At 37.7% G+C, this 23,782-nt stretch carries 20 protein-coding genes and 1 riboswitch; of the genes, 9 read left to right on the plus strand and 11 right to left on the minus strand.

Going from position 1 to position 23,782, the window contains the following annotated elements; all coding sequences use genetic code 11:
- Window positions 1-84: 84 nt before the first annotated feature.
- Both R4Z10_RS20730 and R4Z10_RS20735 read left to right on the plus strand, forming a co-directional pair.
- Complete coding sequence (locus tag R4Z10_RS20730; RefSeq protein WP_338471165.1) at window positions 85-1,536, plus strand: carbon starvation CstA family protein; 1,452 nt, start codon at window positions 85-87, stop codon at window positions 1,534-1,536.
- 439 nt (window positions 1,537-1,975) lie between these two features.
- The gene (locus R4Z10_RS20735) at window positions 1,976-3,253 is read left to right on the plus strand and encodes a YjiH family protein (RefSeq protein WP_338473295.1); all 1,278 of its coding nucleotides are present in this window, start codon (window positions 1,976-1,978) and stop codon (window positions 3,251-3,253) included.
- Between the two features lie 76 nt (window positions 3,254-3,329).
- Here R4Z10_RS20735 and R4Z10_RS20740 read toward each other — a convergent pair whose 3' ends face one another.
- Window positions 3,330-3,485, minus strand: coding sequence for a hypothetical protein (locus R4Z10_RS20740; RefSeq protein WP_338471166.1), 156 nt, complete (start codon window positions 3,483-3,485; stop codon window positions 3,330-3,332).
- Window positions 3,486-3,930: 445 nt separating this feature from the next.
- Here R4Z10_RS20740 and R4Z10_RS20745 point away from each other — a divergent pair, with 445 nt between their 5' ends.
- From R4Z10_RS20745 to ahpF, 5 genes are all read left to right on the plus strand, one after another.
- Window positions 3,931-4,836 (plus strand): nuclease-related domain-containing protein, encoded by a 906-nt coding sequence (locus tag R4Z10_RS20745; protein WP_338471167.1) that lies wholly within the window; start codon window positions 3,931-3,933, stop codon window positions 4,834-4,836.
- 661 nt (window positions 4,837-5,497) lie between these two features.
- Window positions 5,498-6,730, plus strand: coding sequence for a saccharopine dehydrogenase family protein (locus tag R4Z10_RS20750; RefSeq protein WP_338471168.1), 1,233 nt, complete (start codon window positions 5,498-5,500; stop codon window positions 6,728-6,730).
- 1 nt (window position 6,731) lies between these two features.
- A complete protein-coding gene (gene nspC, locus R4Z10_RS20755; RefSeq protein ID WP_338471169.1) occupies window positions 6,732-7,859 on the plus strand; it encodes a carboxynorspermidine decarboxylase in 1,128 nt (375 codons plus the stop codon).
- Between the two features lie 424 nt (window positions 7,860-8,283).
- A complete protein-coding gene (ahpC, locus tag R4Z10_RS20760; protein ID WP_338471170.1) occupies window positions 8,284-8,847 on the plus strand; it encodes an alkyl hydroperoxide reductase subunit C in 564 nt (187 codons plus the stop codon).
- Between the two features lie 14 nt (window positions 8,848-8,861).
- The gene (gene ahpF / locus R4Z10_RS20765; RefSeq protein WP_338471171.1) at window positions 8,862-10,391 is read left to right on the plus strand and encodes an alkyl hydroperoxide reductase subunit F; all 1,530 of its coding nucleotides are present in this window, start codon (window positions 8,862-8,864) and stop codon (window positions 10,389-10,391) included.
- 99 nt (window positions 10,392-10,490) lie between these two features.
- On the opposite strand, the gene R4Z10_RS20770 is transcribed toward ahpF, so the two are convergent.
- Entirely contained in the window at window positions 10,491-11,252 is a 762-nt protein-coding gene (locus R4Z10_RS20770; protein WP_338471172.1) for an SDR family oxidoreductase, read from the minus strand.
- 331 nt (window positions 11,253-11,583) lie between these two features.
- Window positions 11,584-11,904 carry a hypothetical protein gene (locus tag R4Z10_RS20775; RefSeq protein ID WP_338471173.1) on the minus strand — a complete coding sequence of 107 codons (321 nt, stop codon included), beginning with the start codon at window positions 11,902-11,904 and terminating at the stop codon, window positions 11,584-11,586.
- A gap of 268 nt (window positions 11,905-12,172) precedes the next feature.
- Between R4Z10_RS20775 and R4Z10_RS20780 the strand changes: the two genes are divergently transcribed.
- Window positions 12,173-13,618: a L,D-transpeptidase family protein gene (locus R4Z10_RS20780; protein ID WP_338471174.1), complete on the plus strand. Its 1,446-nt coding sequence runs from the start codon at window positions 12,173-12,175 to the stop codon at window positions 13,616-13,618.
- Between the two features lie 110 nt (window positions 13,619-13,728).
- Here R4Z10_RS20780 and R4Z10_RS20785 read toward each other — a convergent pair whose 3' ends face one another.
- Window positions 13,729-14,622: a LysR family transcriptional regulator gene (locus R4Z10_RS20785; protein ID WP_338471175.1), complete on the minus strand. Its 894-nt coding sequence runs from the start codon at window positions 14,620-14,622 to the stop codon at window positions 13,729-13,731.
- Between the two features lie 125 nt (window positions 14,623-14,747).
- Between R4Z10_RS20785 and R4Z10_RS20790 the strand changes: the two genes are divergently transcribed.
- A complete protein-coding gene (locus R4Z10_RS20790) occupies window positions 14,748-15,938 on the plus strand; it encodes a coenzyme F420-0:L-glutamate ligase (protein ID WP_338471176.1) in 1,191 nt (396 codons plus the stop codon).
- A gap of 82 nt (window positions 15,939-16,020) precedes the next feature.
- Here R4Z10_RS20790 and R4Z10_RS20795 read toward each other — a convergent pair whose 3' ends face one another.
- The 7 genes from R4Z10_RS20795 to codB form a co-directional block, all read right to left on the minus strand.
- On the minus strand, window positions 16,021-16,911 hold the full coding sequence (locus R4Z10_RS20795; protein ID WP_338471177.1) for a putative RNA methyltransferase: 891 nt from the start codon (window positions 16,909-16,911) through the stop codon (window positions 16,021-16,023).
- 37 nt (window positions 16,912-16,948) lie between these two features.
- Entirely contained in the window at window positions 16,949-17,482 is a 534-nt protein-coding gene (locus tag R4Z10_RS20800) for a VUT family protein (RefSeq protein WP_338471178.1), read from the minus strand.
- 25 nt (window positions 17,483-17,507) lie between these two features.
- Window positions 17,508-18,173 carry a 7-cyano-7-deazaguanine synthase QueC gene (queC, locus tag R4Z10_RS20805; protein ID WP_338471179.1) on the minus strand — a complete coding sequence of 222 codons (666 nt, stop codon included), beginning with the start codon at window positions 18,171-18,173 and terminating at the stop codon, window positions 17,508-17,510.
- A 256-nt stretch (window positions 18,174-18,429) separates the two neighbouring features.
- Window positions 18,430-18,930 carry a preQ(1) synthase gene (gene queF / locus R4Z10_RS20810; RefSeq protein ID WP_338471180.1) on the minus strand — a complete coding sequence of 167 codons (501 nt, stop codon included), beginning with the start codon at window positions 18,928-18,930 and terminating at the stop codon, window positions 18,430-18,432.
- A 223-nt stretch (window positions 18,931-19,153) separates the two neighbouring features.
- A complete protein-coding gene (locus R4Z10_RS20815) occupies window positions 19,154-20,575 on the minus strand; it encodes an MFS transporter (protein WP_338471181.1) in 1,422 nt (473 codons plus the stop codon).
- A gap of 123 nt (window positions 20,576-20,698) precedes the next feature.
- Window positions 20,699-20,795: riboswitch (glycine riboswitch) on the minus strand.
- Between the two features lie 406 nt (window positions 20,796-21,201).
- Complete coding sequence (locus R4Z10_RS20820) at window positions 21,202-22,470, minus strand: cytosine deaminase (protein WP_338471182.1); 1,269 nt, start codon at window positions 22,468-22,470, stop codon at window positions 21,202-21,204.
- Window positions 22,460-23,734, minus strand: a complete 1,275-nt coding sequence (gene codB / locus R4Z10_RS20825; protein ID WP_338471183.1) for a cytosine permease — start codon at window positions 23,732-23,734, stop codon at window positions 22,460-22,462. Before codB ends, R4Z10_RS20820 begins: the two co-directional genes overlap by 11 nt.
- Window positions 23,735-23,782 lie beyond the last annotated feature (48 nt).

A 23,782-nucleotide genomic window follows, 5' to 3' on the forward strand; every position in this document is an offset into this window, starting at 1 on the left:
CCTGTATCCCATTCTATTTGAACGTTCTTTTTCAATCCGTTTTTTGCAAACGAATTCATCACATTAGTAAGGGAGGAAAAAGATATGTATACTTTTTTAACGGGAATTGCCCTTTTAATTATTGGTTATTTTACGTACGGGAAAATTGTTGAGCGTATTTTTGGAATCAGGCCTGACAGACCTACACCCGCCTATGTAAATTGTGACGGGGTCGACTATGTTCCTATGAGTATTCCTAAAAACTCCTTGATTCAACTTTTAAACATTGCTGGAACAGGGCCTGTGTTTGGACCGATAATGGGGGCATTATATGGTCCAGTTGCTTTTATTTGGATTGTCATTGGTTGCATTTTTGCAGGGGCTGTCCATGATTATTTAACCGGGATGATCTCGATCCGCAACCGTGGTGCTCACTTACCAGAACTCGCCAGTCGCTTTTTAGGAAAGGTTATGAGACATATTGTCAACTTCTTTGCCGTTTTACTTTTGCTATTGGTGGGAACGGTCTTTGTCATTACTCCGGCAAGTCTTCTGCATTTATTAGTGGACGGAAAATTAGCCTTAGGATTGATTGTTGCAGCTATTTTTATTTATTATATTTTTGCTACTCTGTTGCCGATCGATAAGCTCATTGGCAGACTCTATCCTTATTTTGGTGCTCTGCTATTAATTAGTGCGCTTGGAGTTGGGATCGGTCTAGTCGTTACAGGTGCACCCATTCCAGAGTTGTCTCTTACAAATTTTCACCCTGATAATGCACCTATTTTACCGTTGCTATTCTTTACCATTTCATGTGGAGCCCTTTCTGGTTTCCATGCAACCCAAACACCGATTATTGCCCGTACAACTAAAAATGAAAGACAAGGACGCAAGATTTTTTATGGAATGATGATTGCTGAAGGTATTATAGCGATGATTTGGGCAGCCGCTGCCATGAGTTTGTTCAATGGTTATAACGGGTTAAATGAAATCCTTGCTGCAGGTGGTCCAGGATCGATTGTCAGCGAAGCATCAACCATGCTTCTTGGAGCAATCGGTGGAACATTGGCTGTTTTGGGTGTCGTTGTCTTGCCAATTACCTCTGGTGACACAGCATTTCGTAGTGCGCGGATGATTATTGCTGAATACTTAAACATTGCCCAACGGAAATTCTCCAATCGGCTCTGGATTGCTGTCCCTTTATTTGCGATATCAGTTGTTCTTACCCAAATTGATTTTAACCTTTTATGGCGTTATTTTAACTGGGCCAATCAATCAACGGCTGTTATTGCTCTATTTGTTGGTTCCATGTATTTATACATTGCCCGGAAAAATTATTGGATTTCGCTCATCCCAGGCACTTTTATGTTAATTATGGTTATTACGTATATTTTAAACGCCCCGATTGGGTTTCGCTTACCAATGAATGTTTCATGGATTGGCGGCTTTGTCGGTGCAGCACTGATTGTTTTACTCTTCTTCTATGCCGGAAACAAAGCTAGAGCCAACCGCTTACCAATTGAAGAAGACGTCTCAAACTGGAATCGAGGCGCCTAGTGAAATGAGTTGCTGCAATTCTAACTTAAGAAAAGCTCCGAACAAAAAGGAAGAGGAACTAAACAGAGAAGGGAAAGACTCTCTCCCTTCTCTGTTTAAACTAGTGGCCTTTGTTATCGTTTTGGGCTGTTCGGCAGCCCTTTTCCTTTTCATTTAATACAAAGGAGAAATGTTTCACGTGGAACATTTCCTTTTTTATGTCAGGCGCCGGTTTATTATCCATAATATGGATAATAACTGGGCCTTTTTACTATGAAAATCCTATTGGCAAAACGGGGAAAGTGAATTAAAATTAATATCGTTTTGTAAATATACAATACGAAAATAAATATTTGAGGATGAAATAGATTTGGAAGAAAAAGCGAACATCAAAGCAAACAAGTCATTAAAACATATCCTAACCTTTTTAGTTCCATCCATCCTTGGTATCTTTTTATTCATGATTCCCCTTTCTTATAATGGGAGCCTTACGATACCAATTGCGGTCTTGTCTGGATGGTTACAGGTATTGCTAGCCGATTATTTACCACTCATAATGACCGTAATTATAGGTATTACTTTATTAGGTACCATTTTAGTAAAAGCCACCCGACCTGAGATTATTGAACGAAATCGATTCTTGAAATCATTACTAGATGTTTCTCCCCTATTGTTTATTGCACGATTGCTTGGGGCTATTTTTGCAATCTGTACATTTTTCCAATGGGGACCAGAATTGATTTGGTCCGAAAATACAGGCGGATTGCTGTTAAATGATTTATTGCCCGTCCTTTTCTCTGTATTTTTGTTTGCGGGACTGTTCCTGCCGCTTTTATTGGATTTCGGATTACTTGAACTCTTCGGCACTCTTTTAACAAAAATAATGCGACCTGTTTTTAAATTGCCAGGGCGATCTTCAATCGATTGTATTGCTTCTTGGCTTGGAGATGGGACCATCGGGGTTTTACTTACTAGCAAACAATATGAAGAGGGTTTCTATACAAAGAGAGAGGCAGCGATCATCGGAACTTCCTTCTCAGTCGTATCCATTACCTTTAGCCTTGTCGTCATTTCACAAGTCGGACTTGGTCATATGTTTGTTCCATTTTATTTAACCATTACGTTTGCTGGTCTGGTTGCCGCAATGATCGCACCGCGAATACCACCACTTTCTAGAAAGCCTGATACCTTCTATGGTGAAAAATCAAGTGATTACTCAGAGGATAAAATACCACAAGGCTATACTCCACTCTCATGGGGATATGCCCAGGCTCTTGAAAAAGCTAGACAAAATCGTGGTTTTGGGGACTTTCTCATTTCCGGAGTTAAAAATGTGTTAGATATGTGGATGGGAGTTGCTCCTATTGTCATGTCATTAGGTACCATCACTTTAATTCTTGCAGAATACACACCGATTTTCCAATGGTTAGGGATGCCGTTTATCCCGCTTCTAGAGCTGCTGCAAATTCCGGAAGCAAAAGCTGCTTCTGAAACAATGGTAGTTGGCTTCGCCGATATGTTCCTCCCATCCGTTATTGGGGCAAGCATTGAGAGTGAGATGACTAGATTTATTATCGCTTCTGTATCGGTTACACAGCTCATCTATATGTCGGAAGTGGGCGGACTGTTACTCGGTTCGAAAATTCCCGTATCATTCTGGGATTTGTTTGTGATTTTTATCCAAAGGACATTAATTACATTACCGATTATTACACTTATCGCTCATTTTCTTTTTTAAAAATAAAAAGGGAATCAATCATCCACAATTCGAATGATTGATTCCCTTTATTTTTTAATGAATGGTTTCGGCTAACTTATTCATCATCAATTTCACCGTCGCCAATCTCATCTTCTTCTTCAACTTCCTCAATTTGCTCGCCTTCCTCAGGTCTTTCATCATCCCCACCACATCCTGTTAAAGCAAATAACGACGAAAAACCTAAAAGAAGCGCCAAGAGTGTTTTTTTCATAGTTAAAAACCTCCTTTGCATTTAATTTTTCATATAATGGGTTGGAATATGTATTCAGAATCGCCTTTTGTATATCCATGCGATTAATGAGGGTAATTATTACCCTTTATTTAAATAATTTTGGTCTTCATTCCTCTTATGAAGACCGTTTTGGATCTTACCTTTGCTCACTTTGGTCTTCACTCTCCTTATGAAGACCATTCCAGACCTTACCTTCGCTCACTTTGGTCTTCATTCCCCTTATGAAGACCATTCCAGACCTTACCTTAACCCATTTTGGTCTTCACGACCCTTATGAAGACCATTCCAGACCTTACCTTAACCCAATTTAGTCTTCATCTAATAGTAATAAGCCAATTCATAAAAAAGTTCACTCACTATTCATACCTATATTGGTTTTACTTTTGTATAATAGATTTAAAGTACATATATAAGGGTGTGAACAATGATTTATAAAAGCCGTACTGAATCTACTGAGTTACAAATTCTTAGGTCCCTAAATTACCGTATGGAATTATCGCCCAATGATAAGCAGCACTACTTCAACCTTAAAAAGGGTTATGAAGGAGAGGTAATGTTTGATACATTAACAGAAAAACTACACTGTGATTGTCTAATCCTTAATGATCTCCTCTTTAAGGTTAACCGTACAATATTCCAACTCGACACAGTCATTATTAATCCCGAACAGATATACCTTTTTGAGGTGAAAAATTTTGAGGGCGATTATTACTATGAAAATGAACGTTTTTATAAGAATCCTAAATTAGAAATAACCAATCCCTTTTCTCAATTAAGTCGAGCTGAGTCTCTATTTCGTCAACTCCTTCATAGCATAGGTTACAAAATACCAATTGAAGCTTTGATCGTGTTTATAAACCCCGAATTTTCCTTGTACCAGGTTCCTCAAAATAAACCGTTCATTCATCCAACACAAGTTAATCGTTATTTACGAAAACTCAATTCTATCCCATCAAGGTTAAATAGCAAACATCTTACATTAGCAGACAAATTGATATCAATGCATATTCCCGACTCACCTTATAAACAAATACCAACCTATAGTTTTGAATTATTACTTAAGGGGATAACATGTAAAAAATGCACCTCCCTATCAACCATTATGGAGAAGAAAACTTGTATTTGTCAGGAGTGTGGACATGAAGAAAGGAATTCATCAGCTATTATGCGTAGTGTAAGAGAGTATCAACTCCTTTTTCCAAACCGAAAAGTCACTACAAATTCAATCTTTGATTGGTGTTCTGTCGTGGATTCAAAAAGGAAAATCAGAACTACTTTAAAGGAAAACCTCCAAATTGTGGGTGTGCACCAATGGTCCTATTACAAATAACCACGCTCCCCTGTCTCAAAAACCTCAATAAAAAAATTAAAATTTCCTGTTGATAATTTGTAAAGTTGCTGATAATATAAAAAAGCATGAAATGGAAGGCTGATATTCAATATATATCACTGTAGTCTTTCAGCAGATAATTTTGACCACTTCTTTTTCAAAGAAAGGGAAAGAAGTAAAGGCCATACGGACAGCCGGGTCAAATGCCGACTGGCAACCATCGTTGCCCCTATTGATTGAGTTAAAAGCTCAAATTTTATAAGTTGGTTACTTTACAACCGGTGCAGGTGCACATCAACTTGTGAAACGGTCAATAAGAGTGGTAAAAGTAATTATTTGCTATATAGACTCTGATCAAAAAAGATATATTGAGTATTAAAAAGCATTTCCATCGACAATTATGCCTAATTCGGTAGTAGTGTGTCATGACTTATTTGCCATGGGCACTTACGCTTTTTAATAATTATGATTATATCTAAAGCAAGTGTTGTGCGCGGCTATGCGTGTTGAACACTTGCTTTTTTATTGTTAAAACATGGAGATTCGCGATTTATCGAATCATCCAACTCCAAGCAGGAATCCTAATAAATGAATGAATCTATTTATATTAGGGAAAACACTCTTTGCATAGTCAAAATCTATAAGGTAAGGAGATAGAAAAATGGGAAAAGCACTGATTATTGGAGCTGGCGGTGTAGCCCAAGTGGCTGCTCACAAATGCGTACAAAATAGCGAGGTATTTGAAGAAATTTGTATTGCTAGTCGTACTAAGTCTAAATGTGATGCGATAAAGGAAAAACTTGACGGTGGGAAAACAAAAATTACAACTGCTCAAGTTGATGCAGATAATGTTGATGAACTAATCGCTTTAATCGAAGAAGTGAAACCAGATATTGTTATGAACCTAGCTTTACCTTATCAAGATTTAACGATCATGGAAGCGTGTCTTGCAACGAAAACCCATTATATGGACACGGCAAACTATGAGCCTGAAGATACAGCAAAGTTTGAATACAAATGGCAATGGGCATACCGCGAGCGTTTTGAAGAAGCAGGAATCACTGCCCTTCTAGGCTCTGGTTTTGACCCAGGCGTAACAAGTGTATTTTCTGCCTATGCATTAAAACACCATTTTGATGAAATTGAATACATCGATATTCTAGACTGTAATGCGGGTGACCACGGCTATCCGTTCGCAACTAACTTTAACCCTGAAATCAATATTCGTGAAGTTTCTGCTAACGGCCGATATTGGGAAAACGGCGAATGGATTGAAACAAAGCCAATGGAAATTAAACGCGTGTACGATTTCCCTGAAATCGGCGAGAAAGACATGTATCTTCTATACCATGAAGAGCTTGAATCCCTTGCAAAAAACATCCCTGGAATTAAGCGAATTCGCTTCTTTATGACGTTTGGAGAAAGCTATCTAACGCACCTAAAATGTCTTGAAAATGTCGGCATGACATCAATCGAGCCCATTGAATTTGAAGGCAAACAAATCGTTCCTCTTCAATTCCTGAAAGCTCTGTTACCAGACCCAGCTTCTCTTGGACCACGCACTAAAGGAAAAACAAATATCGGCTGTATTTTTAAAGGGAAAAAAGACGGAAAAGATAAAACATATTATTTATATAATATTTGTGACCATCAAGAATGCTATCGTGAAGTTGGCTCTCAAGCGGTTTCCTATACAACGGGTGTACCAGCTATGATTGGGGCTGCGATGATCTTAACAGGAAAATGGAATATACCAGGCGTATACAATATTGAGGAATTTGATCCAGATCCATTCATGGAAGAGCTCAACAAATTTGGTCTGCCATGGCAAGAAAGCTTCAATCCAGAATTAGTTGATAACGAGCCAATTAAAGATACGGAGAACGATCGCTAACATGCGTTTCGAGGACTTACCAACACCTAGTTATGTAGTGGATGAAGCACTTCTGGAGAAAAATCTACAAATCCTAAATGGGGTTATGGAACGCACAGGCTGCAAGATCATTTTGGCACAAAAAGCATTCTCAATGACCACCTTGTACCCCTTAATCGGAAAGTATTTAAGTGGCACAACTGCAAGTGGTTTATACGAAGCAAAACTTGGCTATGAGCATATGGGCAAAGAAAATCATGTCTTTGCCCCTGCTTATCGTGAAGATGAGATCGACGAGGTCATTTCTCTTTGTGATCACATCATCTTTAACTCTTTTTCTCAATTGGAAAAGTTTAAAGACAAGGCTTTGAAAGCTGGTAGAAAAGTGGGCTTACGCATTAATCCTGAATGTTCTACACAAGTTGGACATGAAATTTATGACCCATGTGCAGTCGGTTCTCGTTTTGGTGTTACAATTGAGAATTTCCGTCCTGAGGAACTTGATGGAGTATCAGGTTTACATTTTCACACGCTTTGTCAACAGAACTCCGACGATTTAGAAACAACCCTTCATGCTGTTGAGGAAAAATTCGGTCCATGGCTTTCACAAATGGAATGGATTAACTTCGGCGGTGGGCATCATATTACAAGAGAAGACTATGATATCCCTAGACTTGAAGCTTGTATTAAAACAATGCAAGATAAATATGGATTAGAGGTATATCTTGAGCCTGGTGAGGCCATTGCGCTAAATGCCGGATATCTGATTACAACTGTATTAGATCTCCATCAAAACGGCATGGAAATCGCCATTCTTGATACTTCGGCAACTTGCCATATGCCAGATGTACTTGAAATGCCTTATCGTCCGCCACTACTTGGTTCAGGTGAAGCTGGTGAAAAGCCATACACCTACCGACTTGGCGGCCAAACTTGCTTAACTGGTGATATTATTGGAGATTATTCCTTTGATCAACCTTTAAAAAGCGGTGACCGTTTAGTGTTTGGAGATATGGCCATTTATACGATGGTGAAAAACACGACTTTTAATGGAATGCCCCTGCCTGCCATCGCGGTTCAAGACAAAGATGGGGATTGTAGGATTGTTCAACAATTTAGCTATGAAGATTTTAGAATGAGACTTGCGTAATAATAATGAAAAAACCAGATTCCAAATGGAGTCTGGTTTTTTTATTAGATAATAATCCTCAACCTCCTTCCCCTCTTAAACCTTTTTAGTCTATTTCGACCAATTTATTTTCAATTACCTCAAAATTGTAATAAAATAGAGTTAGGCTTAAATAATTGATTTAAATATGAAAACATAGCACATACTAAATCCGTAGGCCTATAATAAGTTATACATACCGGTACCGGAAGCATATAGCCCATTTAGTTACAAGTTTTAACTATTATAATGATAATAATTATTTATTTAAAACAACTATTCATTTCTGTTGACAAAGTGCGAGAAATATATAATAATTATTATTGAATTAGAATTATTATAGAAAAGTCTTGAAAGACTATCTATGATATTATAAAAAATTATCTTTCTAGGAGGAATTTTTACTATGTCATTAATCGGAAAAGAAGTACTACCATTTAAAGCACAAGCATACAAAAACGGTGAGTTCATCGAAGTAACAGAGGAAAACTTCAAAGGTCAATGGAGCGTTGTTTGCTTCTATCCAGCAGACTTTACTTTCGTTTGCCCAACTGAACTTGAAGACTTACAAGGACAATACCCAGCACTTAAAGAACTAGGTGTTGAAGTATATTCAGTTTCAACAGATACTCATTTCACACATAAAGCATGGCACGATACTTCAGAAGCTATCGGCAAAATTACTTATACAATGATCGGTGACCCATCACACGTTATTTCACGTAACTTTGATGTTCTTATCGAAGAAGAAGGTGTTGCAGACCGCGGTACTTTCATCATCGATCCAGACGGAGTTGTTCAAGCTCTTGAAATCAATGCTGGCGGAATTGGCCGTGACGCAAGCTCTCTTATTAACAAAATCAAAGCTGCACAATACGTTCGCCAACATCCAGGTGAAGTTTGCCCAGCTAAATGGGAAGAAGGCGGAGAAACACTTAAGCCAAGCCTTGACCTTGTAGGTAAAATCTAAGGAGACTTTATACAATGATACTGGATGCAGATATTAAAGCGCAATTAAATCAATATCTTCAGCTTTTGGAAGGTGACCTTGTTCTAAAAGTAAGTGCAGGTTCTGACGAAGTATCAAAGAACATGCTCGAACTTGTGAATGAACTAGCCTCAATGTCATCCAGAATTACTGTAGAGAAAACAGAGCTTGAGAGAACTCCAAGCTTTAGTGTAAATCGTGTAGGAGAAGATACCGGCATAACATTTGCCGGTATTCCTCTTGGACACGAATTTACGTCGCTCGTGTTAGCTCTCTTACAAGTAAGCGGAAGAGCTCCAAAAGTTGATGAAAAATTAATTCAACAAATCAAAGAGATTAAAGGCGAATATCACTTTGAAACATATGTCAGTCTAAGCTGTCAAAATTGCCCGGATGTTGTTCAGGCATTAAATGTCATGAGTGTTCTTAACCCAGGAATCACTCACACAATGATTGACGGTGCTGTTTTCAAAGAAGAAGTCGAAAGTAAAAACATCTTAGCCGTACCTGCTGTTTACCTAAATGGGGAGTTTTTCGAAAGTGGTCGGGTATCACTTGAGCAAATTCTTGCTAAACTTGGCAGCGGTCCAGATCCATCTGAGTTCACGAATAGGGAACCATTTGATGTTCTTGTTGTTGGTGGCGGTCCTGCTGGTGCAAGTGCAGCTGTCTATGCAGCACGTAAAGGGATTCGCACTGGGCTTGTAGCAGAACGCTTTGGCGGTCAAATTATGGACACTGTAGGAATTGAAAACTTCATTAGTGTGAAATACACGGAAGGTCCGAAGCTTTCAGCAAGTCTTGAAGAACATGTGAAAGAATATGACGTTGATGTCATGGATTCACAACGTGTTGTAGGGATCGAGAAAAAGGACCTGATTGAAGTTCAATTAGAAAATGGCGGTATTCTTAAAGGAAAGTCTGTTATTCTATCAACTGGTGCACGCTGGCGCAACATTAATGTCCCTGGCGAAGCCGAGTTCAAGAATAAAGGGGTAGCCTATTGCCCTCACTGTGATGGTCCATTGTTTGCTGGGAAACACGTAGCTGTTATTGGCGGCGGAAATTCCGGTATTGAAGCAGCGATCGACCTTGCAGGAATTGTAAAACATGTAACTGTACTGGAATTCTTACCAGAATTAAAGGCAGATACGGTTCTACAAGAACGTCTTAACAGTTTACCAAACGTAACAGTCATTAAGAATGCGCAAACAAAAGAAATTACTGGTACCGATAAAGTAAACGGGATTACCTATATTGATCGTGAAACTGAAAAGGAACACCATATTGAATTAGCTGGTGTATTTGTTCAAATTGGCCTTGTTCCAAACACTGAATGGCTTGGTGATACGGTTGAACGCAATAGAATGGGTGAAATCGTAGTCGACAAACGCGGTGCAACAAGTATTCCTGGCGTTTTTGCTGCTGGTGACTGTACAGACAGTGCTTATAAACAAATTATCATTTCAATGGGAGCAGGTGCAACTGCTTCACTAAGTGCGTTTGATTATCTCATTAGAAATTAAGGAAAAGTCACAGTATTTTAAATCATACTGTGACTTTTTAATTCTATAGGAATCAATTTGTTTATGTAATCGTGTCAATTGCTAAGGGATCGGAAACGATTAAAAATTCATTTTTGATTGACCCCCATCTACATTAATACTTGCTCCTACAATCCATGAAGCCCTCTCAGATGCAAGAAAAACAACGACATCAGCAACTTCTTCTACCGTCCCAAACCGGCCTGCAGGAATTTCATCTTTAACAAACTGTTTAATCTTTTCCGGATTCTCTTCAAGTCGTTTAATCCAGTTCCCTGACTCATGTAAAATGCTGCCTGGAGCTATACTATTTACTCGAATCCCATCTGATATCACTTCATCAGCCAATGCCTTTGTGAAACTAATAAGAGCAGATTTTGAATTATTATACGTTGCCTTTCCTCCGCTTTCCCTGCCAAATATGGATGTGATATTAATAATTGAACCGCTTTTTAGCTTCTTCATTTGTTCAACAGCTAATTTAGATAAATGCACAGCTGAAAAATAATTTAAATCCATTGCTTCATAGAACAAATCGATCGAAGTATCTTGTACCGTGCTTCCATTACTACCGCCAGCATTATTAATTAAAATATCGAGTGTTCGATTTTGTTCCATAAAAGATGTGATTAATCTTTCCCGTTCACTCTCTACTGTGACATCTGCTTGAATAATCGATACTCTATGATTCAAATCTGCTTTTGTCTTTTCTAACATTTCTTTATCTCGTGCTGCGATGGTTACATTCGCATCTTCCTCTAGAAAAGCTGCGGCAATCGCTTTGCCGATCCCCTTTGAACCACCTATGATGAGAACATTTTTCCCCTTCAGATTTAAATCCATCTTCCTTCTCCTATTCGTCAATAAAATAATACTCTTATTATGATTAATTTAATCATTTCCTACATCTAATTCTACATTTAATAGGAGGACCAGTAAAATATTCATAAGGTATACTTTTGGATGATCTTTTTCATCTGTTGTAAATGGGATAATTAGTACGATAAAGTGAAACTTCCACCAGCGGGGGCCATTTGCACGTTGAGTCTGATAAAATCTATAATTTTAAATATGTAAAACAATAAAAGGTACGGTCAGAACAAATTGTAGTTACTGACCGTACCCCAAAAAAATTATTTTGACACTAACGATACTTTTAAAATCTCTATTCAACTCAAATCTGGTTATATTGATTGTTGTCAAATTGAGAGTAGAATTTAAGAATTAAGTAATAGGCAGCATTTGTAATTGCTTCTGGTAAGGTTTCTCCCCTTCCTGTGACATCATCAAATTTTGCCTCAGAAGTACCATTTGTTTGATAATTAATCCCAAACATCTTCAATTTCTCTACAATGACCATGGCATGTTCCATATACTGATCAGGCATAAAATAGGAGTCATGCACATACTCCTCTTTCTCCACATTGTACCAACTGTTTTTATTATGTGGTTTCCATCCCAAAATTTCACGTATGATTTCATGTTTTCTATTCACGTTTACCATCTCCTTTATAGTAGAAATGTCCGTCTGTTATATATCATGTTATTATTTTATTTATATATTATATAACAGATATTCCGATTTGACTATATTTTTTAAAAATTTTATAAAGAGAATTTTATCCTGCCATTTTCCTATTAAAATACTATAAAGTTTACAAATTATGACAAAGTTCACAGAAATAATCTAGTAGAATACTAATTACATGGTAAAATAAGGATAGAAAATAGGAAGATTTTTACGAGTTATAAGGAGGATTGTCGTGGAAATTGCTGTTAAAGAATCGTTGAATCAAAGTAAAAGTGGAAAACAAAGAACATCGAGATGGTTTACAAACTGGAAATTCCTTATTCCCGTTATCATCGTTGTGATTGCACTTATAATTAGCGCCTTAAGTTATTATCGAGCAACTCATTTTAATACCAACGTCACCATTAATGGTATAAAAGTTGGAGGATTAACTGCAGAAGATGCACTCCAACAGCTAAAGGCGACCGTATTAAAAAACGAAGTCTATATTGGAGACCAACTTATTTATAATGGTAAAGATACAAACTCAGGCTTTTCGGGAAAAGACTTAGCTAGCATTGAGAACATCTTAAATAAACAGCAGACGTTTTTACCTTCTTCTAAAAAACAAGACTTTGCATTAATCCCTAGTCAACTAGATCAAACTCGTATTCAAGAGATGAAAACAGAAATGGAAACAAAACTTACTGAGATGAATAAAGATTTGACACCCCCACAAGATGCACAGGTTCGTTTAGAGAATGGAAAAATAATCATCGAAAATAGCGTTGACGGCAAACAGTATGATGTTGCCACCTTAATGAATCAATATGAAAAGCAGAAATATTCAAGTGAAATTCATTTGGAACCGACTTTCATTGAGGCGATCAAAGAAGACAGTGAGTTGATAGAGATTGAAAAAGGTAAGCTGCAGGAGCTTCTCCAACATACAGTCCAATATAAAGTACAAGACAAAGTTCATGCACTCAAGGGCAGTGATTTAATTAAAAACGCTACTATTTCAAAAGATTTAACGGTAACAATCGATACAGAAAATATCAATAATAAAATTTCTGAAATCAATCATTCACAATCGACTTTAAATAAGGACTTCTCCTTTAAGTCCAACTCAGGCAAAGTGATAACCGTTAAGGGCCAAGGCTATGGTTGGGCACTTGATGTAGAAAAAGAAGCTTCACAAATCGATAAGGCCTTTGCAAATGGAGAAACAACCTTGTCCGCCTCCAATACTTATGGACATGGCTGGAGTGGTGAAGGATATGGGTATGGAGTTACTAAAAATGGCGGAATTGGAGATACTTATGCAGAAGTGTCTCTTGCAGAGCAGCGGATGTGGATTTATCGGGATGGACAATTAGTGTTCACAACCCATGTTGTTACTGGAAATCATAATACAGGTGAGGAGACATCGGAAGGGGTCTGGTATGTTTTATACAAACGAACCCCTTATGAGCTAACAGGTAGTAGAGTGGGAGGTTCCCCATATGCAATTGAAGTAAATTATTGGGTTCCTTTTACAAACAGCGGCCAAGGCTTCCATGATGCCAGCTGGCGCACAAACTGGTCAGGAAATGCTTATATTTCAGACGGCTCAGGTGGCTGCGTCAACGTTGAACCTGGCTTAATGAAAAAGGTATATGAAAATCTAAATGTCTATGACCCAGTTGTCGTATATTAATGAATGATTTGAAAACAGGAAATCAAACGTTGATCTCCTGTTTTCTTGTCTGAAGGGGATTAAAGTACGGATAAAACGAATTTTAACGCGATCCTATTTTAACACTCCTGTCATACCTCTAAATTCTGTTCAATGCTCCCGACGAACTGTTCCGCTGCACGTGATAATGGGACGGATTTTAAATAGACAATCCCAATATTGCGACTTGGGATCGCTTCTTCTAACGACAATTCGAATAAATCGCCTTTTTTTAACGATTCCTCCGCAAACTCTTTGATGACACATGAAACCCCTAAATTAATCCTAGCAAAATCAATTAAAAGGTCATGGGAACCAAGTTCAAATACCGGAGAAAAATGATAACCTTTCTTTTTTAAAAACTGTTCGACAAACCTTCGAGAAATGGTTTCTTTTTCTAAAAAGATAAGAGGAAGTTCCATTAGTTGTTCAAGGCGAATCGATTCTTTAGTTAATTCCTTGTACTTTTCTCCACAAACAAAGATATCGTGGATCTTTTTACATGGGATCACCTGAAGGCCTTCATCCTGGATGGGCAAATTACACAATCCTACATCCGCTGCTCCTGATTTAATAAACGTGAGGACTTCCGATGTTGTTCCATTTAATATTTTCAACTTTATTCCTGGATATTTTGCATGGAAATCACCTAAATAGGGCAATAAAAAATAGCGGGAAATCGTATCACCAACCCCTATTCGCAATTCACCGTTTTTTAACATTTTAAAGTCTAAAATTTTATCTTCTGCGGCATTAATCATTCCCAATGCTGAAGTTACATGCTCATTTAATAACTTCCCCTCATTTGTTAATACTACACCCTTTGGAGTTCGATAAAACAATTGAATTTCTAATTCCCTTTCAAGCTTAAGAATCGCTTGGCTAATGGCCGACTGAGTCATATAAAGTTCTTTTGCTGCTTTTGAAAAGCTTTTATTTCGACTCACAATATGAAATACTCGATATAAATCTAATTTTCCAATCATATTAATTCTCCTAATGTCACATATAATTATTATTAATTTTACTTATATCACGGTATAAGTGTATAGTAAAGATATAACAAACAAACTTTATTATATATAGATTATTGACTAGAGGAGAGATTCTTTTGGAAAGAGTTGTTGGAACTACCGTTCGTGGCCTGCGTGGACCAATTATTAATAAAGGTGACAATTTAGAGGAAATCGTTGTTCATACAGTTCTGAATGCTGCGAAAGTTGAAGGATTTACAATTGAGGATCGCGACATTGTGACAATAACAGAATCGATTGTGGCACGCGCACAAGGAAACTATGCATCCATTGATGATATTGCTACAGATGTAAAAGCTAAATTTGGCGATGATACCGTTGGAGTCATTTTCCCTATTCTTAGCCGTAATCGCTTTGCTGTTTGTCTGCGTGGAATTGCAAAAGGCCTTAAAAAGGTTGTATTAATGTTAAGTTATCCTTCTGATGAAGTTGGAAACCATCTCGTAACAATTGATGATTTAGACGTAAAAGGAATCAACCCTTGGACAGATGTTTTAACTGAAGAAGAGTTCCGTAAACATTTTGGGTATAATAAACATACTTTTACAGGCGTTGACTATATCGATTACTATAAAAAGATTGTTGAAGAGGAAGGCGCTACTTGTGAAGTGATCTTCTCAAACAATGCAAAAACAATTTTAGATTACACGAAAAGTGTTCTAACTTGTGATATTCACTCACGTATTCGCACAAAACGTATTTTAACCGATAATGGGGCCGAAAAGGTATTTGGTCTTGACGACATTCTTAACGAGTCCATTAACGGAAGCGGTTATAACGAAGCATATGGCCTACTTGGTTCAAATAAAGCGACGGAAGACAGTGTAAAGTTATTCCCTAATAAATGTCAATCCCTTGTTGATGGCATCCAAGCAAAAATTAAAGAATCAACGGGTAAAACAATTGATGTCATGGTTTATGGAGATGGGGCATTCAAAGATCCAGTCGGGAAAATTTGGGAACTAGCAGATCCAGTTGTCTCACCTGCATACACATCCGGCCTAGAAGGAACACCAAATGAAGTCAAATTAAAATACTTAGCAGATAACAACTTCTCACATCTTCGTGGAGAAGAGCTCACTAAGGCCATTTCCGAATATATCGAGAATAAAGATGAGGACCTTGTTGGTGCAATGGAATCACAAGGAACAACACCCCGTAAACTAACAGACCTCATTGGTTCATTATCGGACTTAACTTCTGGAAGTGGGGATAAAGGAACCCCAATGGTTTATATTCAAGGTTACTTTGATAACTATACAAAATAAATAATGAAAAGGGATGTCGACTTTTTAAGGTGACATCCCTTTTCATTATTTTTTGAATCCCCCGTATCCCCAAGGATGGCCCTTATTCGGATTTCCTCTTACCAACTAGTACCTCTAAATCAACAGTTATTTCTGCTGTTTCTCTCTCAAGAAAGGATTGCACTCGTTCCTTTGAGGCATTCCAAGTCAACGGTGTCATCTGAAGCAACGATTGTATGGAATCCTGATTAAGGCTCATAGCATATTGCACTCTTGAACTGCTCACCATTTGATAATGCTCATTAAAAAGGTCAACAGTCTCATGATTGGAATAGGATTGTTTTTCCGGTTCATCAAATAAGGCTAACCGGAGTTCCTTTAAGTAGCCGTTTTGAGGAACGACTTTAATCACTAAACCATCCGGTCTTAACAAGCGATTAAACTCAGCATAGTTAGAAGGTGATAGCAGATTGAGGATCACGTCAAACTGCCCATCTCTAAACGGTGTTTTAGCAAGATCCGCTACCGCCCAAATGTAATTAGAGTAATTCTTAGCAGCAACAAAAATACCCTCTTTGGAAAGGTCAATCCCTACTCCTACGACTGTTTTTTCAAAATGAGTACGAACTAAATCACATAGATTGACTAAATGCGAACCCTCACCACAGCCTGTATCAAGGATCACTAGGTTTTCCTTGGCAACTTGATTTTTTAAGCTTTCTGCGATTGTACGACTTAGCGGTTCAAAAAAGCCATCTTTTGCGATCACTTTTCTTCTTGCCTCGAAAAGTTCTTTACTATATTTCGTTTTAATCGAACGTGTCGTTAAGTTCAAGTATCCTTGTTTCGTAAAATCAAAAGTATGATGGTTATGGCATATTAGACTTTTTAGATCAACCACGTTCATCGATTCATCACAAAGTGGACACTTAAACATCCACTCAAACTCACTTACGTATCCTGCATTGCTTTCCCTTTTCGTCAATTTTGACAAAATAGACACCTCATTTACTCGATTGGGAGGATTCATCTTAAGCCAGTCGTTTCTCTTTAATAACTAGTACCTGGTTCAAAACGAGCGCACCCATCATTTGAATGACCGTTTTTACTATTACTTGACCTGCAATTGCAGCAGGTACAGCCTCCCAAGGCATAAATCCAGCTCCAAGTGGACTTAAGCCAATAATAACAAAAACAGCTGAGTCAAGAAAGCCTCCAACAATGCCACTATAAAAAACACGCCATGCCATCGGTAGCTTTAAGCGAGAATATATCTCTGTATCTGCTGTTTCAGCGATAACAAAAGAAACAGCAGATGCTGCAACAATCATTAACGTATCTCCGAGCAAATATGAAGCCAATGCAGATAAAACTAAGGCAGTGAAAATGAACAAATAGGTTTTGCGTCTCCCATATTTATTTTGGACGAGGTCCCTAAAAATAAATGTTGCACCAACAAAAAGTGTTCCCATTGGCACAATGAAGATCCCAAAGTGTAAGGGAGCAAATCTTGCTGTAACTACATTCGCAATAACAATGGATAATAAATAAAGTAATATTCTCAACATGGGTTCCCCCTCAAATTTAAATTTAAATTGAACAATTCCCCTTCACACTTAAATATTCATCAAGCCCCTTTTTCCGTAATTGACATGCAGGACACTCACCACAGCCATCTGCTATGACGCCGTTATAACAAGTTAACGTCTTATTACGAACGAACTCAAAAGCTCCAAGTTCATCAGCAAGCTCCCATGTTTGGGCCTTATTCAGCCACATTAAAGGCGTGTGAAGTACAAAGGTGTCATTCATCGCCAAATTCAATGTGACATTTAATGATTTTATAAAAATATCTCGGCAATCAGGATAACCACTAAAATCCATTTCAGAAACTCCTGTCACAATATGCTTGGCACCGACTTGGCTCGCTAATATCCCGGCAAATGATAGAAAAAGAAGATTTCTACCTGGCACAAAAGTCGAGGGCAGCTCTCCATTTTCCCCCTCAACAACGTCAATATCCTCTCGTGTCAAAGCATTAGGAGCCAGCTGATGTAACAGTCCCATATCCAGAATATGATGCTTCACCTCTAATTCCTTGGCAATTTCCTTAGCACATTGGATTTCAAGATGATGCCTTTGACCATAATCAAAAGTGACAGCCTCAACTTCTTTAAAACGTTCTTTCGCCCAAAATAAGCAAGTGGTACTGTCCTGCCCTCCACTAAATACAACCATCGCCTTTTCATGCTCCATTAGAATACACTCCTTTTAATTAAACTCGCTCGTCGAATTTACGGTCGGACTTTTAGGTTGAATTCTAAACTGACCCCAGGGACCCTTGAATTCAATCCTCCACTACCAGAAGTAAAAGATCTTTGTACCCGTCTGTCACAGGCCTTTGTTACAAAGTCGTTTACTAAATGAAGTAAAAAAAACAGCATCTAAGAAAGGATGCTGAATTCTTCTTAGTTTTTTAGAGAGGGTAGCTAAAACCTCTATATTGATTTGATTAACGATTATCAATTTTTTCAGGGTTTAAATCATGATTCATTAAACGGTAATTAGCGATTTCTTCGTACTTCGTTCCCGGTCTCCCAAAGTTACACCATGGATCAATCGAAATTCCTCCACGCGGAGTAAATTTCCCCCATACTTCAATGTATCTTGGATCTAATAGTTTAATTAAATCATTCATAATTATATTAATGCAATCCTCATGGAAATCCCCATGGTTCCTAAAGCTAAATAAATATAGCTTTAGTGATTTACTTTCAACGATCTTTTTATCGGGAATATACGAAATATACATCGTTGCAAAATCCGGTTGACCTGTCATAGGACACAAGCTTGTGAACTCCGGACAATTAAATTTTATGAAATAGTCTCGATTCACATGTAGATTATCGACTGCCTCCAATACTTCGGGTGCATATTCAGTTGAATATTTCGTATGTTGATTTCCTAAAAGGGTTAAATCCTTTAAACCTTCTTCATGGCTTCGGCCAGACATAAAAAAACCTCCTTGAAAGGTAAATGTTCAAGAAAGGTTCTAGCATTCTATAAAACACGTAGGATCAAACAAAAAAGCCATATCCATAATATGGACATGGCGTTATTGTCATGCATCCATAGTTTTTTATAGAGGGTTTCAGCTATGAACCTCTCCCGACTCCTTCGGGTATAATAATTTTTCTTCATTAATCATATAAGATATGAAGAAAAACGTCAATTCATTATTGTGCTTTTCTCTGCTTCAATGTCACAGGTTCATTTTGCATTGATTTGAGAACAGCTCCTTTTGGAATTGTACTCATAATAGACCATAAGGCGATTAAAGCAAAGACAGCATTTACAATTAACCCTGCACTTGCAGCCACTTGTAAGTTCCCCATTGTTTCAACTGCACTGTATACAGCAACAGAAATTGCTAAACCGAATGACCCACCAAGTGTACTAGACATTTTATAAATACCTGCAGCTTCTCCTGCCTTGGATGCCGGTACATTGTCGATCGCAGTATCTGTAGATGGTGTTGCATAAAGACCAAGACCAATTCCGTAAATGGTGAAACCAATAATAACAACAATCGTATACATTAAGTTTGGTAAGAACGTTAAAGTCATTAGCGAAATTCCAGTGATTACTAGAATACATGCTAAAATCATTGGCTTTCTCGGACCGTGTTTTTGTAAAAGTTTCTCCCCAACACGAATCATTGCTAATACACAAATTAAATAACCAAGAGATAATAACCCAGATTGAAATGAACTGTATCCTCTAGCTACTTGGACATACGTATTTGCAACAATAAGCGCTCCAGCAACGCCATTTAGTAAAAAGTTTGAAATGGTACTACCAGCAAAATATTTGTTTTTAAATACGGAAATATCAATAAATCCATTAGGCTTTCCTGTTACAATTTTTAGAAATACCCAACCACCAATGACGGTTACAGCCATTAATGTTAACGAAATAGGGCTAGTCCAACCAAAGTCTGCACCACGTGTAATGACTACATTTAAAGCAACCATGACTAAGATAAAGACGATAAAACCAGAAACATCAAATTTTGATGATTGGCTTTGTTTCGTTTTACTATCTGGTACATCTTTGATCAAAAACATCGATACTAAAGTAATTATAATAGAAAAGACAAAGATATAACGCCATCCTAAACTAGTAGCAATCAATCCTCCGGCAAATGAGGTAATACCTCCACCGCCCCAAGATCCAAATGACCAATAACTTAAGGCTCTTTGTCGATCAGGACCATCATAGTAAGCTTTTACTAAAGCAATGGTCGCTGGCATAATACATGCTGCTGAAAAACCTTGAATGACACGTCCAATAATTAAAAGAACGGTCCCTTGTGCTAAGATAAGGCATAGTGAACCAATGATGTTTAATACTAATCCAACCATAGCCACTTTTTTATGCCCAATTCGGTCTGAAATTCCACCTGCTGCTACAATAAACATTCCTGAAAATAAACCAGTTAAACTAATAGCTGTGTTCAAAGCTCCTAATGAAATTCCCATATCTGCCTGAACTGCTGGAATAACATTTAAAAGAGTCTGTGAAAACAGCCAATACGTTAAAACTCCAAATACAATCCCTGTTAACATCTTATTATTACCCTTATAGCTTGTTTCCATGGTAAACCTCCTGTGTATTGGTTAAATATCCATTCAACGAGCTATTTCCCCCAGTGATGATGATCTGATGATGGGTTACAGGGACAGCAAAAAGAGTAGACTAAAGCACTATGTACCTTCTTCTACCCCAACTCTGTCCTTCTACCTGAGAGATTTGCTCAAATGGAGCTTCCCCTTCGGTGACGTATTATTTTGATACGTTCTCTCCAGAGGTGTGTCCAGTTACAGTTTTTAATCTACCTGAGAGATTCATTCCACGGGTATTTGTAGGAACTTGCTCCTTCGGCGGCTTATACTAGGATAAGCACTCTCCTGCAACTTTCATCCACGTTATTGCTAAATATAGTAAGATAATTTCTAAGGCCTAAAAATGAGCGAAAGCGCTTTCACAATTCAATTAATCTCATAAATTAGACTAATAAAATATATTGATATATTTTTCTTACATAATTAGAATATACCTTATGGCTTTTTATGTCAAGAAAAAATTCGCAAACGCTTCCAAATTATTTTTCTATTTTTTTTAGTTTTTAAATTCTGTGTATTACCTAAAGGAATAAAAAGACTCCAATGCAATGGTGCTATAGAGAGGACACAACCTTTAGAAGGTTGTGTCCGAATATCTTCTATTTATTAAAATTAATTTTTTCTTTTACCTTCTCTAAAGTGATCGTTGCTTCACTTGGCTTTGTTTCAGCAATCAGCTCACCATTTCTAAAAGAATACCTTACAATTGCTTGCTTGCGAATCGCCTCATATTCATTTTCTGCTGACAAAACGATAAAGTTTGCCGGTTTTCCTTCCTCAATTCCGTAAACCTCTTCAATTTGTAATGTTTTTGCACTATTTTTTGTAATTAAATCAATGGAATTGATAATTTGTTCATAGCCCATTAATTGTGAAGCATGGATTCCCATATGCAAGACTTGAAGCATATTCCCTGTGCCTAGCGGGTACCATGGATCAAAAATATCATCATGGCCAAAACAAACGTTAAGTCCCGCTTCTTGAAGCTCTTTTACCCTTGTTAGTCCTCTTCGCTTTGGATACGTATCAAATCTCCCTTGCAGATGAATATTCACAAGTGGATTCGATACAAAATTAATGGAAGAGAGCTTAAGTAAACGAAATAGTTTATACGTATAGGCATCATTATAGGAGCCCATTGCCGTTGTATGACTCGCTGTTGTTCGAGTTCCTAGTCCCCGTTTATAAGCCTCTGCAGCAACAACCTCTACAAAACGGGACTGTTCATCATCAATTTCATCACAATGAATGTCAACTAACCGGTCATATTTTTCAGCCAGATCAAATGCCAGTTTTAATGAATCGACTCCATATTCTCTTGTAAATTCAAAGTGAGGAATGCCACCAACAACATCCGCACCCATTTTCAATGATTCCTCTAACAATTCGATCCCATTCGGGTAGGAGAGAATTCCTTCCTGAGGAAAGGCAACAAGTTGAAGGTCCACATAAGGAGCCATTTCCTCTTTTACCTCAAGCATAGCCTTTAATGCTGTTAACTCAGGATCCGTTACGTCCACATGCGTACGAACATGTTGGATCCCTTGCGCTATTTGCCACTTTAAAGTAGTTTTTGATCTTGTTTTAACATCTTCTATTGTTAATGTTTCTTTTCTTTGCGCCCATCTTTGAATCCCTTCGAACAAAGTACCGCTCTTATTCCACTCCGGTTCCCCAGCAGTTAACGTTGTATCTAAATGGATATGCGGTTCAATGAATGGTGGAAGAACAAGAGACCCATTAACATCGATGATTTCTTTTCCGTCTGTATTTTCTACTGTTTGTGTAATCTTTTCAATTTTACCGTCTTGGATTCGTAAGTGCCAAAGACCATCTTTATCTCTAAGCTTTGCGTTTTTAATGATCACTAATTATTTCACCCTTACCGTTTAGTTTACTTAATGATACGACCTGTTGAGGCATGCACTTCATGGCAACCACATAAATAATAGATGTCCCTAATAGAGCGTTAATCGGAGGAATTCCTGGTGCAATATTTGCAATGACAACTCCACCTATCCATGCTGCGATAGCAATCCAATTGACAACCTTAAACTTCATTGTTTCAAAGGCTTGATATTTTCCGCGTTTTACTAAGTAATAGTCTGCTAATATAATCGCTCCTATGGATGGTAAAGTAGAGCCTAGAATCGTCAAGAATCCAACAAAATTGTTATACAACCACATTGCTGCTATTGTTCCCAAAATTCCATTGAAAACAACGACTTTATGTTTTGGCAGCTTTGTAATATTTGAAAATCCAAGTCCTGATGCATATAACGCACTATCATTTGTTGTCCAAATATTTAAACCGAGTACAATGATCGCTGGAATCATTAATCCTTGTAGAAACATTACATCCGAAATATCCGATTTATTAAAAACCATTGCTCCAACCGCGCCAAATAAAAACATAAGTGAATTTCCGAGGAAAAAAGCAATGATATTCGCACTTACTGCCGAACGTGAGGTTTTTGCAAAGCGAGCAAAATCAGGTGTAAGTGTTCCAGCGCTAATAAATGATCCGATACAGATGGTTAATGCTAGGGCAACACTTATTGCTTGTTGAGGCTCATAAGCGAACAGCTCTTGAAATCCTCCAATTGTATACGCTGCGTCAACCATTGAATAGCTCCCGAAAATCGCAATGGCCGGAACCGCAATAAATCCTAAAATCGTTAAAGTTTTCATCCCAAAAATTGCCGATATCGTCATTAACAATCCTAGAACGGCTGTTAATAGGTAAACATTCGCTCCAGTCGCTTTCGCAACAGGCACAGCAAACATCGCAAGCCCAACGCCAAACCAGCCGACTTGAGTAGAAGCTAGTAAAAATGATGTAATGTAAGAACCTTTTTCACCAAATGAATATCGAGTCAATAAATGAGTGGATAGCCCCGTTTTTGCTGCAATATGAGCTAATGCACCAGTATAAAGCCCAAGAATAAGATTACCTGCCAATACAATCCAGATAAACTGAACAAATGTAAGGCCTATCCCTAAAGTTCCCCCTGACATCATGCTCGCTGAGAAAAAGCTTAATGAAAGCATTACTGCGAGAACTTTCCAAAATCCATTTCGATTTGCTTGAGGCACCGCCTGTAATGAAAATTCTTTATCCACTTTTGACATACCAATTCCTCCAATAAGTTAGTTTTTAAGAAACTGGTACCGAAGTAA

The organism is Niallia sp. XMNu-256 (assembly GCF_036670015.1).
GTDB lineage: Bacteria > Bacillota > Bacilli > Bacillales > Cytobacillaceae > Bacillus_BD.